This window comes from Candidatus Fukatsuia symbiotica (assembly GCF_003122425.1).
GTDB classification, from domain to species: Bacteria; Pseudomonadota; Gammaproteobacteria; order Enterobacterales; family Enterobacteriaceae; genus Fukatsuia; species Fukatsuia symbiotica.
Genome location: NZ_CP021659.1, coordinates 568945 through 582638 on the forward strand (window position 1 = coordinate 568945; position 13694 = coordinate 582638).

Here is a 13694-nt window from a genome sequence, read left to right on the forward strand (position 1 = left end):
CAAGAGCGGCTACACCTCTGCCTGATGATAGCCAGTCTAGCCCACCATTTTAACATTGGTCACTCGTCAAGTAGCTGACGAATCAAGTAACATGATGTCCATTTACATTAGACGATACATTACTCACAACGGAGATAGCCGCATCTTTTTCGATCTGAACTGTCATACAATTGATTGTCTATTTTATTATCGTTCACCACAACTTTAGCACTGAGGCCGAGTGAAGTGAGCGCTAAACTTGCAATAAGAACCAAACGTAACAGCTTCATGGATTATCCCCTAGCAATTAAATTTACGTATTAAATATAGATCATACATCACCATTGTCAATTAAATATCCCTTTTCATGTTTGCTTTATTCACTTTTATCGACATACGACATGACATGTCGATCACATCTACACAGGAGTCAACCATGTACACCATCAAAGTGAATTTCGACAACGGTCAAGGCGAAGTCGGTTATCCGAGCATCAATTGTAATAGGCCAAATAATCCAGCCCCTCAACTGAGCATCATTGCGGGTTTTAAGTATTTCATAATTCAAGTAATTCATATTTCAAGCTCCGAAAAAAACGTTCTGTTGGTACGTTATCCCAACATTGCCCTTTACCATTCATACTGGCTTGCACACCCATCACTTGCAAATGGGCACAATACTGATGACTGATATATTGACTGCCTCTATCTGAGTGACGGAGCAACCCTTTTGGGGATTTTCTGCGCCAGTAAGCCATCTGGAGAGCTTGTACACAAAGTGCTGTCTTCATGGGATCTGCCAAGGCCCAACCGATTATTTGGCGCGAGTATAAATCCATCACCCCGCCAAATACATCCCCCGCCTTCATAAGTCCAAACAGAGGTGATATCCATCGTCCATACCGGGTCTCTCTGGCTATAGCGGTGCGGTGTAGTTTTGATTACATAATGAATACCATTCGATATGAATATATGGCACGATTCATCTTTGATGGTGTAATCAGAAGAGAGTCGTTCTGCTATACAAATAAAATATTTAAACTAACCGTAATTTAGTATTACAACGTCCGATGAGGCTGAGTTATTCGGTTAATTCTAGTCGCGTGTTGGTAATAAAAAATGGCAGTGTTATCCGTGATTGTTTACCATAGAAATTACTGGCTTAAAATTTTTAAATATTAAAATAACTTAATGAAACACGAAATATCTCTCGTAATTGGACATTTTTAATATATAAGCGGCTATTTATATTGATTGTGTAAATGTATCTGTAAGATTTTTGCCAAATTCTTTCGTTTTATAACCGCTCACCGTTTTACTCAAAACTGGGTTGATTTGTCATACAGGAATGGTAAGTTGCTCTATGCAAAAAATGCTTGGAGGATAATAATGACAAACTTGGCGGGCTTAGCAGCATCCTTGGCAAGTTTCATCTGGAAAAACGCCGAAGATCTTTGGCAAGATTTCAAATACATAGATTTTGGAAAAATCATCTTGCCCTTTACTTTCTTACGGTGCTTAGAGTGTGTTTTAGAACCTACTCGCAAGGCGGTTTTTGAAGCCTATGAAGATTTCAAGGATGGCGGATTTGATCTGGATTTGATCCTTGCCAATCTCAATCTGACAGATTATGAAAACGTTCCACTTATGGAGAATATTCGTGATTACTTTACCCGTGAAGTATTACTCTATCTACCCGATGCCTACTGTGACGAAACTTACTGTGATGATAAAGATAAACAAGTGGGAGGAGTCAGGTTCGAAATTAATTTTAACCGTTGCTTCTGTAAGTATGTTACACCACGCAAACTGGCTGAAAAGGATATTGAAGACGTCGACGGAGCCTACCCTGTAATGAGTTTTGGTGGCGAGTCTGCAAAAGCATCTGCGTGTATTTTTAATGGGGAATCTGTCTTACTCGAAGGGAAGGGAACTATCGACAAACCTCTATACATCAACGGACCATCCCGGACTGTCGATACTCTATTCTACACAAAGATCACTGACAATGCTTTTCCAAAATTCGTCTATTACAGTACGCAGACCATTCCTTTTGGACACTATTCAACAAACACGGTTTTGCCAAGCATGACAGGTGAAGACCTTTCTTCTCACCTCATTGCTGTGCCTGAATTTTTTGAACAACGGGCGATAACAAATACACTCAACCGCGAAGCCACCCACATCGTTCAACTAACAGAAAAGTCTCAACACAGCATTAATCTTCTCAAAGAGCGCAGCTCTGCTCCAATCACCGCCTCCGTCACTGGCCAAATTGATCTCAGGGAGTAAATATGATCGATACCGCACACCAGGAAAAGCGTTTTGCGGCTTATGTCATTGCCAAACTAGAGGCTCAGGGTCAGGGCTGGAAGGTTGGCAATACGTTTCACGACGACACCTCGTGTGCCTTGTATCCGGATGATCTGATTGCTTGGCAAGAAGAAACTCAATCTACAAAGTGGGCAAGGCTCTGTAAAGACAGTGCTGAACATGCCAGTGAGGTACTGATGGATCGTCTGGTTAAAGCACTTGAACAGCATGGCACTCTCCAGGTACTCAAACGCGGTTTCTCCATTTCCGGTTGTGGTCATATCGATCTCTCTGCAATGAAAGCGGCAAATCGTCAAAAGTGCACCTATGCTGATCAGCTCAAAACGCTATTAGCATTCAAAACAGGGCTTGGGCATTTTTACCGAACTTATTCTTACGTTACACAGCTCATTGATTTTGGTGATCCCTCACTGGAAAATTTTGCAGCATCCGCTAGCCTACTGCAAAAACGGCTAGAAAATAGCACAAGGGAGCCGGTATGGGTGCTCTAATCTCAGTTTGCAAATAGCTAAAATGAAATATTTTCGTACAACTTTATGACAAATAAACCTGATTTCAACAACGTATTCTCACCACCGGATGAGGTAGAAGCTGTAGTTCTTGACCTGCAAATATCACCGACGGGACATATCCATCTGGGGCATATTGCTGGCCACTCTTCTCTCTCTCCACTAGAAGTCACTGGCATCACTAAAGCATTCGAACGTGGCAGTGGCGACGGTCTACTGCATTTGCTGACAGTAAAACGGGCGAGTGAATTGCTACCACCTTCGCTGGTGTTTGGCTATCAGTTGGCACATCTTTTCATGAGAGGTTTGTGTGCGGTGCCAAATCTGGCGAGTCAATGGGATCATGTTGAAATCGCCTTACCTGTCGTAGAATTACAACAGCGGGTGGTGACGGCTCCACCGATGGTTGGCGCAGAATATCTGGATATTCCACGGCTGACCATGATTTGGCTTGATCTGCAAACAGCTGCCCGTACAGAAATTGCGGCAACACAAGGCGATGTGCAAGCCTGGCTTCAGTGTAAACATCCAAGTTGGAATCTAATAGGTCGTGTCTGTTTCCATCTCGCCGAAAATAAAAATCATGAACAAGCGCCGTTCGCATTTCTTGCCACCTATGCTGCCGGCGTGTCACAACAGTCACGTGTGCAGTATCAACCCCTGCGGCAAGCACTACAAGAATATGCCGGTGCTGGAAACCATGACATGTTGCTCAGGCTGTTACAGCCAGTGAATAAAGCAGCGGAGCAAAGTCCATGGATAAAATCTCTACTAGATTCCGGCACCCTCTTTCACCCGATCGCCTGGACTCCAGCAAAAGCCCATCAATTTTTACGCCACATTCCGATATTTGAATCCTGCGGCATAGTGGTGCGTATCCCTGATTGGTGGCAAGTGCGCCAACCACCACGACCGCAAGTGAAAGTGAACATAGGTAACAGTGTCGCCGGTTTAGGCTTGAATGCGATGCTTGACTTTGATGTATCGCTTTCCCTCGACGGTGAAGAAATTTCACTCGCCGAATGGAAACAACTGTTGACCATGAGTGATGGTTTAGTTCAGCTTAAAGGTCGTTGGATCGAACTGGATCGCAAAAAACTTGAAAGCGTGTTGGAGCATTGGAAAAAAGTACAACGCGATGCTGCCAACGGCAACATATCCTTTATTGATGGTATGCGACTGTTGGCAGGTGCGGCGGTAGAAGGCAAGAGCGAAGTAGCTCTATTACCTGATGCTGCCGATTGGTCTAACGTAGTGGCAGGCAACGGATTACAACAAGCATTGGAAGGATTGCGTGATCCACATAACATCGCTGACGATCTGCATTTGGGAGATGAACTCCAGGTGCAATTGCGTCCCTATCAAAAAGAAGGAGTACGCTGGTTGTGGTTGTTGAATCGCCTTGGCTTAGGGGGTTGTTTGGCAGATGACATGGGGCTAGGGAAAACGGTGCAAATTTTAGCGTTACTTTTGCTGGCCAAACGCGAGGGTGATGTTAAACCGCATCTGCTGGTACTGCCCACTTCGTTGATAGGCAACTGGCAATCAGAAATCACCCGTTTTGCGCCTGGCCTCTCGATATTGATTGCACATCCCTCTGCAATACCTAGTGAAGCGCTGAATGCACTTCCTGCCGAGTGTTTGGAGAACGTCGATGTCGTCATCACCAGTTACGGCAGCTTGATCCGTCTTCCATGGTTACTGCAAACATCTTGGTCCTTGGTGGTGCTTGATGAAGCACAGGCGATTAAAAACCCGACGGCATACCAGACAAAAGCCGCTAAAGCACTAAAAAGCCGTGTACGCTTTGTGTTAACCGGTACCCCGGTGGAAAATCGTCTGGGCGATCTATGGTCACTATTCGATTTCATTTGTCCAGGCCTATTAGGTTCTAGCAAGGCTTTCAGCCTGTTTATTCGGCGGCTGGCACAAGATAAGCAACAAGGCTATGCACCTCTACGTAATCTGGTAAAACCCTACATCCTACGCCGTATGAAAAGCGATAAACGTATCATTGCTGATTTACCAGACAAAACGGAAGTCAAAACTTATTGTGTGCTTAGTCGATTGCAAGCAAGTTTATATGGGCAAGCGATAGCTACACTTGTGCAACAAATCGATAAAGTAGAAGGGATCGCGCGGCGCGGCTTGGTACTGGCGTTTTTAATGCGTTTTAAACAAATCTGCAATCATCCGTCTCAATGGTTGGGCGATGAGGCTTACTTAGAGAATAATAGCGGTAAATTCGTCCGTTTGCGGGAGTTAGCGCAAGATATTGCGGCACGTCAAGAAAAGGTGCTGGTATTCACCCAATTTAAAGAAATGACTGCACCTTTGGCTGCATTCTTGCAAGATATATTTGGTTGTGCCGGATTGCAACTACACGGTGGAATAGCAGTCAAAACCCGCAAAGCACTGGTCGATAAATTTCAACAGGAAACCGGCCCACCGTTTTTTGTACTCTCAATAAAGGCAGGCGGCACTGGTCTTAATTTAACAGCAGCGTCGCACGTCATCCATTTTGACCGCTGGTGGAATCCTGCCGTAGAGAATCAGGCGACCGACCGTGCTTATCGTATCGGACAGAAAAAAAATGTACTAGTACATAAATTTATCTGTCGTGGCACCATTGAAGAAAGAATCGATACGATGATAGAGAATAAAATCGGGCTGTCCAATGATCTGCTTGCCGGAGGAGGTGAAACGCTCTTGACAGAAATGAGTAATGAAGCATTACTCAAACTGGTTTCGCTTGATATCAACAGCACAGTAGCAGAAGAGAAATAAATTAATTTTATTAGTCAGCGAGTGAGGGAAAACAAATATGAATTATTTTAACGGTGGTTGGCCGCGTTATGTGCCAGTTGCGGAACTACACGCCAGTGCGATGTGCAAAATCAAAGAACTTAAAAAGAAAGGGAAGATTTGCCATCCGGTAGAAGTTGGGGGACGCTGTATTGTCGATACTTTCTGGGGCAAAAAATGGTGTCAACACCTTGAGGCTTACAGCGATTATGCTAACCGGTTACCGCGTGGCCGTTCCTATGTGCGCCACGGTTCTGTGATTGATCTAAAAATCGCCGCAGGCAAGATCACCGCTTTGGTGGTCGGCGCCACTACGTACCGCGTGAGTATTGAAGTGAGTTCACTGGATCCCAAACTTTGGCAAATAATCATTGATGAATGTGCTGGCAAAGTTGCCTCTTTGGTTGAATTGTTGCAAGGACGTCTTTCCAGTGCAGTAATGGAAGTGGTTACTCGTCCCAAAAGTGGTTTATTTCCTTCTCCAGAACAAATTTCCTTTCACTGTAGCTGCCCTGATTCAGCTTTTCTATGTAAACATATTGCTGCGACGCTCTATGGTGTTGGCGTCCGTTTTGATCGTCAACCAGAGTTGCTCTTTCTGCTACGCGATGTCGAGCCGCAGGAATTGATCTTACAAGCCGGCCGTATGCCAGTTGCAAATACGCCGACGGTGCTTGATCAACAATTGGATACTTCCGACTTGTCTACACTCTTTGGTATCGAGCTGAATACAGTACCGCTTGATAGTCATCCATCAATGCCCACACTCAAGACACAGCACAAAACAAACATTGAACCACCCTTTGACACCCCTCAGGTGATCAGATCACAATCGGTAACTAAGGGTAAGGACAAAGCCAAATCAGCGAAGAAAAAAAACCACTCGAACCTAGACCATAACTGTTAGTGAATTTGTTGTTAGTGACTATTAGTGACTCGTTGTTTAGACAGTGGAATGGATAAATGTTGAGCTAAAATAACTCCAATTAAAGTAATGCCACCACCAATCAAATGATAAGCATAGAGCTGTTCGTGTAAAAAGCTGACGGCAATAATTGCAGTGAACACAGGTGTTAAGTTCATCAATATAGATGCTGTATTAGCACCTAAACGTATCACACCCAAGATCCATAAATAGGGTGCGATTACCGAAGCTGGCAAACCAGCAAAGAGTACCAGTGGGAGATTTTGTGCATTCAGTCGTATATCACTAGCCAGCAAAAAAGGAGGTAACAATAATAGGACACCGAAAGCAATTTGCATATAAAGAAACTGCCAATTGGGCAGTTTTATTACCCAATACTTGATCAATACACCGTACAAAGCATAAGAAAAAGAAGCACAGAACATCATCAGCTCACCTTTACCGACACCCTGCCGTAATAGTTGTGCTGGATCGCCAGCGCTGACTAACCACACTAATCCGCCGAAAGACAATATACCTCCCAAGACAATACCGACAGTAGGAGCCACACGTAATACCACAATACTGATCAATAGGGTCAACAAGGGAATAATTGAACTGAATATACCGATAAATAAAGCGCTAATACTATGCGCGGCATAGTAAGCCAGACTTTGGTACAGCACCATGCCCAGCAAACCCAATACCATTAATTTCCACCAATATTTTCGTATGCTGTGCCAATTACGTACGACGCTTAGGAATACAAAAGGTGTCAAGATAACTAGCGCCAAGAACCAACGGTAGAAAGAAATGGCTGCAGGATCGATAGCATTGGCCGATATTTTGCTGACAATGGCGTTACCCGACCAAATGATGACTGCTAACGAAGGATACACTATACGCATATTTTTTATTCTTATATAAATAAAAATGATGTTTACTATAATTTCTATTACCTATAACAGAAAGTAAATTTTTTTCCAATAGACTTCCTGTAAAACCATATCGTTATGCGAAATCGAAGGCTAATCATGGGTGTTTAACGGCGTATTAATGGCAGGTAAAGCCGCTATCTGATTTGTCTGCTGCACAACGGCAATCGGTAAAATACCTTTCCGCCAATATTTTATTGCATCCGACCAGGAAACGTCGTGGCTTTCCAATTTACCGAAATCCTGGTTTATGATCTTTTTCACGCTGTCAGACAATATCTTGCTTATCTGACTCGGTTCTATTTTGGGTTTACATTTAGTAATAAGGTAAGCCAAACCAAAAATACCACCGATAACGCTTAAGGGAAGTACAACAATGATTGCCAAAGATGATAGGGTAGCCAGTGATAAAATTGTCCCTGTGATAATTCCGGCTAAGACCCACTTACCTTTGTTAAGAAAGGTATTAAGATTGATTGATTTCAACTCATGTTTTAGCTGAATAATATCGGCTGCTATTGCATGTCGCAGAGCGGTATCTATATTTTCCGTGATATCGTTAGCAATACTGCCTTTTAACGACTTCCACTTACCCGCCATAACCGCGATATGTTTCAATCTTGCGTTCATTTTTTTGTATTGATCACTATTAATAATTGAAGCTGAATTCGATTTTCTCAGTGTTTTTTCTTTAACCCGATCGATAAGTGTATTCACGGTAGCATGTATGTCATGGGTTTTATCACCAAAATCTGTATTACTCTTTCCCACCACAGTGCGCAAGACACCATAAGCCCATTTTTTTGCTCCATTGCTTTGTCTCATCGCCTTACCAGAAAAAATCTGGGTCATACGATAATAAGTCAGTTGTGCATTCTGTCCATCATCATGATTCGCTTGATTAAGGTTAGCCAACTCACTATTAATATGAGGAATAGCATTACCCATAAATCGCATTAACGAGGTTAATTCCTCAATGCGTTTATTAACTGATTTCAAATCGTCCTCTAAGGGTACTATCTGTAAATGCTTCTCATTTTGTAACGGTTCGATCTTCATAAAAGCCGCTAATTCAGATTCTTCAAGAAATACAGCTAAATCCCTGGCCCATGTTCTACGTGCAGTGTGATGTTGCGATAGTATATTCAGTAAATTGCATATGTCTCTATTATTTTCAGGAAAAGTTCTGACAATAACATTTGTTTTATTTTCTAATTCAATCACTGCATATTTTTGAATTTCCCCTTCTTTCAAGATTTTCTTGAAAAGTGGTAAATGTCTGTCACTATTATTATTGATATATCCTTTCAAAAATTCAGTGAATAATAGCTGATGTTTACTTACCTGTTTTGCTTCTTCAAGTGGGTACAGGTGGTACGGAAAATCAGACATAACGCCAAAAGGATTAATGGGTTTTTTGGTTATTTCTTGCACAAAATCTTCAATTAGTACCCTAAGAGTACTCTTCTTTATTTTCCGTATTTTATCAATGTGCTTATTGATTTCTTGACATAATTCATTGAGGGATGTAATGCCATCATTAAGCTTAATATCTTTATCTCCTTTATATTTACTGACTACTCTTTCGTTATATTCGTCAATCAGTGTATTAATCTGTTGTTGTTCATTTGTTACTGGAGCGATCTTTATTACGGCAGTTTCTGTCGAGATAACCTCTGTTAAAGCGACCTTGTTCACCGAAGTGCTTGTTGATGGTGGAAGATCTTTAATTCTCGATTTTGTCTCGCTTTCTCGTTCCTGTATTTTTGGTTCCTGTGTTTTTGCGACGAGTTGCCACCCTTTCTTTCCGCACGTTAATTGATAGTAACGTGCAAGTTCAGAGTTTGATGTATTCATCACATTGCTTAACGCCTTTAATATCGAATTTTTTTTCAATGTTTTTTTTATTTGTTTACTTTGCAATTGCTCTAATATGTTGATTGATAAGTATTTTTTGAACGATTTTTTATTTTTATTTTTATTATCCAGATAAGAATTTATTTTATTTACTAGCTCTTCAGTATTGTTAACAGAGCCAGAAAATTTTTCTTGCTGTTTTTTGGGCAATTGGTGAAAGAAATCTAAAAATTCTTTACTTAATTTATTAAGATCCGCGCCATAATTATCGCAGCTGTCTATAGTTTGCTCCGTATCAAAGGTCGCTGACTTTCGATATGAAGGGGCCGCAGTTAATAGATTAGATGCAATTTGAGGGAAGGCCTCAGCAACATCAGATTCTTTCATGTCTGCAGCAAATGGATTGGAGTCCTCAGCAACATCAGATTCTTCCATATCCGCAGCAAATGGATTGAAGTCCTCAGCAACATCAGATTCTTCCATATCTGCAGCAAATGGATTGGAATCCTCAACAACATCAGATTCTTTCATGTCTGCAGCAAATAGATTGGAGTCCTCAGCAACATCAGATTCTTCCATATCCGCAGCAAATGGATTGGAGTCCTCAGCAACATCAGATTCTTTCATGCCTTTAGTAGACAGATTAGCGGCAGAAGGCTTAGCCGATGGATACCACTTAGCAGGAAATGGTGTTTTATCACCACCCAAAAGAGAATTTGAAGGAATGACTACCACCCCAACATTCTTATCGCCATCATTACCGCTACCATTACAATATAATGATTTTTCTTTCTTTGCTTTTTTTCTCCTAACACTAACACCACATATTTTAAAAAATATATTCCCTTTATTTTTTATTTTATTTTTAGTAACTAATACTTCTTTTTTTGTACAAGTATTGCCTACACGTTGAATATCACTGATAGCCGGAACTTTTATTTCTTTATTATTACCAAAAGCGGCTGAAATGGCTGAGAATTTATTTTCACTGGCAGTATTAGTATTATTTTCAGGATTTTCAATAGGATGACTTGTAGGGATCTTTAGTATAGTCATACCTTCTCCTTGAATTATATTTATATAATAGGATCTTAGATATTATTTATTGAAATAAAAAATAAGAGAATAAAATTATGTTTCATATAAATACTACGAGAAGAAAAACAGGATAGATACCAATTATCAACCATATCTTTTAAAAAATAAGCTAATAAAAAAAATATATATATTCATTAAATGAATATATTATCAGAATGAATAATTAAAATAACAATAATATAAGTAATAATAAATTAATTTAATATAAAAAAGTCTTATATTAAACATTAATATAATAAATATTATACTGCTGTGGATGGCTTCACGATTATTTTGATCTGCTATCAGAAGTAAGAAAGTACAAATAGGCCGTTATAAACAAGTCGTTAATAACAGCCATAATGTCAAGATATCGCAATATCAAGGGAAAATCGAAGGCTGATCAGCCCCTTCTTTCTCAACCTTTTGCTGTAGCATATGCTCACGTTTCATCCCCAATTTTAATGCTAATGCAGAAGCCACATAAATAGATGAAATCGTACCGATAGAAACCCCGATTAACATAGCCAAAGAGAATCCTTGTAGCATCGCGCCACCAAAAATATACAGCATCAGCACCACCACTAAAGTCGTCGCTGAAGTCATAATGGTGCGACTTAACGTCTGTGTCAGTGAAATGTTCATTATTTCATACGGTGTGCCACGATTTATCTTACGAAAATTTTCACGAATTCGATCCGAAACGACAATGCTGTCGTTTAATGAGTAACCAATAACCGACATCAAAGAAGCAACTATGGTCAAATCAATCTCAATTTTACATAAGGATAAAATACCCAAGGTTATGGCGACATCATGACCCAAGGCAATAACTGCCCCCAATGCCAGCCGCCACTCAAAACGAAAGCCGACGTAAACCAGAATAGAGAGCAGCGCAACCAGTAGCGCCATACCACCTGCTTGAGCTAACTCACTACCCACACTAGGCCCAACGAATTCAATACGTTTAACCTTCGCATTTTTATCAATTGAATCATTGATAATAGTGATAATTTTATTACCCAGTTCCTGACCCGTATTAACGGCAGTAGAAGAAGTCGTAGTGGAAAATCCTGTAGTAGAAGACGTTGTAGAAGAACCTGCAATCGGCGGCAGACGTATCATGACATCACGTGTACTGCCAAAATTCTGAACAACCGGTGCAGTAAAACCTTTTTCTTGCAGCGTATCACGCAATTTATCGAGATTAACTGGATTTTCTAGGTTAACCTCAATCACAGTGCCACCGGTGAAATCTAACCCCCAGTTAAAACCACGGGTTAACATGACTGCAACCGATGCCACCAGTAATAACAACGAAATACCAAAGGCTATATTATCCCAGCGCATAAAGTCATAAACTTTACGGCCATAGTTTAATTGTTCAACAGTATAATTCTGTGCCACTATTTATTCCTTAAATGGACAACCTGTTAATACGTTTACCACCATAAAGTAGATTAACAATAGCACGCGTCCCCACTATGGCAGTAAACATTGAAGTCACTACACCGATAACAGTGGTAATAGCAAAACCTTTAATCGAGCCAGTACCTACCGCATAAAGAATAATCGCCGTGATCAATGTCGTCACATTCGCATCAACAATACTGGAAAAAGCACCTTTGTAGCCCTCATGTATGGCTTGCTGGATCGATCGACCGTTGCTAATTTCTTCCTTTATTCGTTCATTAATCAGTACATTCGCATCAACAGCTACAGCTAATGTCAACACGATGCCCGCAATACCCGGCATAGTCAACGTCGCCCCAGGCAGCAGCGACATCACACCTACAATGAGCACTAAATTAACGAGTAGAGCGCTACTAGCAATCAAACCAAACTTACGATAGTAGAAAACCACAAAAATAACCGATGCAGCCAAACCCCACAAACAAGCAGCTAGACCTTGAGCAATATTCTGTGCTCCCAAAGTGGGACCAATAGTACGTTCTTCTACAATTTGGATAGGCGCAATCAAAGCACCAGCCCGTAATAATAATGAAAGCTGCCGTGCTTCAACCGGATTAGCAATACCAGTAATACGGAAATTGTTACCCAAACGTGATTGAATGGTCGCTATATTGATCACTTCTTCCTGCTTAACCAAAATCGTACGTCCATTAGCATCCTTCTTACCGCTATCTTTGTATTCCACGAATAAAGTCGCCATCGGCCTGCCAATATTGTCTTTAGTAAAATTAGAGATGATCGATCCCCCCTCACTGTCTAACGAAATATTAACCTGTGCCTGATTATATTCGTCAGTCGTGGAAGTCGAGTCAGTAATATGGTCGCCAGTCAAAATCACCCGTTTGTAAAGAACAATTGGCTGTCCTTCACGGGTATTTTTTACTTCTGAATCACCCGGCACACGACCTGCCGCTGCGGCGCTAGCATCAACGTTGGTATTTTGTAAACGAAACTCAAGTGTAGCGGTAGCACCAAGGATCTCTTTGGCACGTGCCGTATCCTGGATACCAGGTAATTCAACGACAATACGGTCAGTACCTTGACGCTGTACCAAGGGTTCTGCAACACCCAGTTGGTTAACCCGATTACGCAGAATGCTAATATTTTGTTGCAGTGCATATCCGCGTGCCTCACGCAGACGCTCATCACTCATCAACGCTTTTAGCCTCTGACTCCCATCGTTACTTATCACTAGATCACGATGACGGGATGAGAGGTAGCTTATCGCTGCGTCCCGTGTATTATCATCAGCAAAGCGGATAGTGACACCATAGCTAGCCTGAAAGCCATCAAGCTTAGACACGGAAGTATAGGGAATATTTTTTTGACGCAGATCAAAACGTAAATTATCTATGTTTTGCTCTTGCAACTTACTTAATGCGGCATCCATGTCCACTTCCATTAGAAAATGAACCCCCCGCGTAAATCAAGCCCCAATTTCATCGGTTCAGCACCGAGTTTAGCTAACCAGGATGGTGTCGCCGGTGCTAGATTCAATGCAACAACATATTTATCCCCTAGCTCTGCCACTAATGCTTCACGAGCATGCAACTGAACATCAGGATCCCTAAAGCGAGCAAGGATGACACCTTTTTCAAGCGCAATAGATTTGCTCGCTATTTTTTCTTTTCCCAGCAGGTTACGGACTTGATCCAGGGTGGCTTCACTGGCGGCGACACCGCGAGCACCAGTAATCTGTACCGCAGGATCCTCACCATAAAGGTTAGGAAGTGCGTATAGAAAACCGATGAGTATCAGGAAGACCAACACCAGATACTTCCATAAAGGATAACGATTTAACACAGTAGTTCCTTACGGAAA

At 41.5% G+C, this 13694-nt stretch carries 9 protein-coding genes and 1 pseudogene; 4 read left to right on the forward strand and 6 right to left on the reverse strand.

Annotated elements, in window-relative coordinates; translation table 11 throughout:
• Positions 1-119 precede the first annotated feature (119 nt).
• Both CCS41_RS15545 and CCS41_RS02705 read right to left on the reverse strand, forming a co-directional pair.
• On the reverse strand, positions 120-269 hold the full coding sequence (locus CCS41_RS15545) for a hypothetical protein (protein ID WP_162859968.1): 150 nt from the start codon (positions 267-269) through the stop codon (positions 120-122).
• 267 nt (positions 270-536) lie between these two features.
• Positions 537-848 (reverse strand): DDE-type integrase/transposase/recombinase, encoded by a 312-nt coding sequence (locus CCS41_RS02705; RefSeq protein WP_119797173.1) that lies wholly within the window; start codon positions 846-848, stop codon positions 537-539.
• Positions 849-1368: 520 nt separating this feature from the next.
• Here CCS41_RS02705 and CCS41_RS17555 point away from each other — a divergent pair.
• Genes CCS41_RS17555 through CCS41_RS02725 form a run of 4 tightly spaced genes read left to right on the forward strand, consistent with a single transcriptional unit; the run spans position 1369 to position 6534 of the window.
• Positions 1369-2271: a type I restriction-modification system subunit M N-terminal domain-containing protein gene (locus CCS41_RS17555; RefSeq protein ID WP_083429643.1), complete on the forward strand. Its 903-nt coding sequence runs from the start codon at positions 1369-1371 to the stop codon at positions 2269-2271.
• Positions 2272-2273: 2 nt separating this feature from the next.
• A complete protein-coding gene (locus CCS41_RS02715) occupies positions 2274-2804 on the forward strand; it encodes a hypothetical protein (RefSeq protein ID WP_072550864.1) in 531 nt (176 codons plus the stop codon).
• A gap of 45 nt (positions 2805-2849) precedes the next feature.
• Positions 2850-5609, forward strand: coding sequence for a DEAD/DEAH box helicase (locus CCS41_RS02720; RefSeq protein ID WP_072550865.1), 2760 nt, complete (start codon positions 2850-2852; stop codon positions 5607-5609).
• Between the two features lie 37 nt (positions 5610-5646).
• Complete coding sequence (locus tag CCS41_RS02725; RefSeq protein ID WP_072550866.1) at positions 5647-6534, forward strand: SWIM zinc finger family protein; 888 nt, start codon at positions 5647-5649, stop codon at positions 6532-6534.
• Between the two features lie 11 nt (positions 6535-6545).
• On the opposite strand, the gene CCS41_RS02730 is transcribed toward CCS41_RS02725, so the two are convergent.
• The 4 genes and pseudogenes from CCS41_RS02730 to secD form a co-directional block, all read right to left on the reverse strand.
• Positions 6546-7439 carry a DMT family transporter gene (locus tag CCS41_RS02730; RefSeq protein WP_072550867.1) on the reverse strand — a complete coding sequence of 298 codons (894 nt, stop codon included), beginning with the start codon at positions 7437-7439 and terminating at the stop codon, positions 6546-6548.
• Positions 7440-7559: 120 nt separating this feature from the next.
• Positions 7560-10379 (reverse strand): hypothetical protein, encoded by a 2820-nt coding sequence (locus CCS41_RS02735; protein WP_072550868.1) that lies wholly within the window; start codon positions 10377-10379, stop codon positions 7560-7562.
• A gap of 402 nt (positions 10380-10781) precedes the next feature.
• Positions 10782-11807, reverse strand: coding sequence for a protein translocase subunit SecF (gene secF, locus CCS41_RS02740; RefSeq protein ID WP_072550869.1), 1026 nt, complete (start codon positions 11805-11807; stop codon positions 10782-10784).
• A 10-nt stretch (positions 11808-11817) separates the two neighbouring features.
• Positions 11818-13676, reverse strand: a pseudogene (gene secD, locus CCS41_RS02745) (protein translocase subunit SecD).
• Positions 13677-13694: the final 18 nt, after the last annotated feature.

Coding starts and splice junctions, on each gene's coding strand:
- CCS41_RS15545 (WP_162859968.1), bottom strand. CDS start 269: ATGAAGCTGTTACGTTTGGTTCTTATTGCAAGTTTAGCGCTCACTTCA.
- CCS41_RS02705 (WP_119797173.1), bottom strand. CDS start 848: ATGAAGGCGGGGGATGTATTTGGCGGGGTGATGGATTTATACTCGCGC.
- CCS41_RS17555 (WP_083429643.1), top strand. CDS start 1,369: ATGACAAACTTGGCGGGCTTAGCAGCATCCTTGGCAAGTTTCATCTGG.
- CCS41_RS02715 (WP_072550864.1), top strand. CDS start 2,274: ATGATCGATACCGCACACCAGGAAAAGCGTTTTGCGGCTTATGTCATT.
- CCS41_RS02720 (WP_072550865.1), top strand. CDS start 2,850: ATGACAAATAAACCTGATTTCAACAACGTATTCTCACCACCGGATGAG.
- CCS41_RS02725 (WP_072550866.1), top strand. CDS start 5,647: ATGAATTATTTTAACGGTGGTTGGCCGCGTTATGTGCCAGTTGCGGAA.
- CCS41_RS02730 (WP_072550867.1), bottom strand. CDS start 7,439: ATGCGTATAGTGTATCCTTCGTTAGCAGTCATCATTTGGTCGGGTAAC.
- CCS41_RS02735 (WP_072550868.1), bottom strand. CDS start 10,379: ATGACTATACTAAAGATCCCTACAAGTCATCCTATTGAAAATCCTGAA.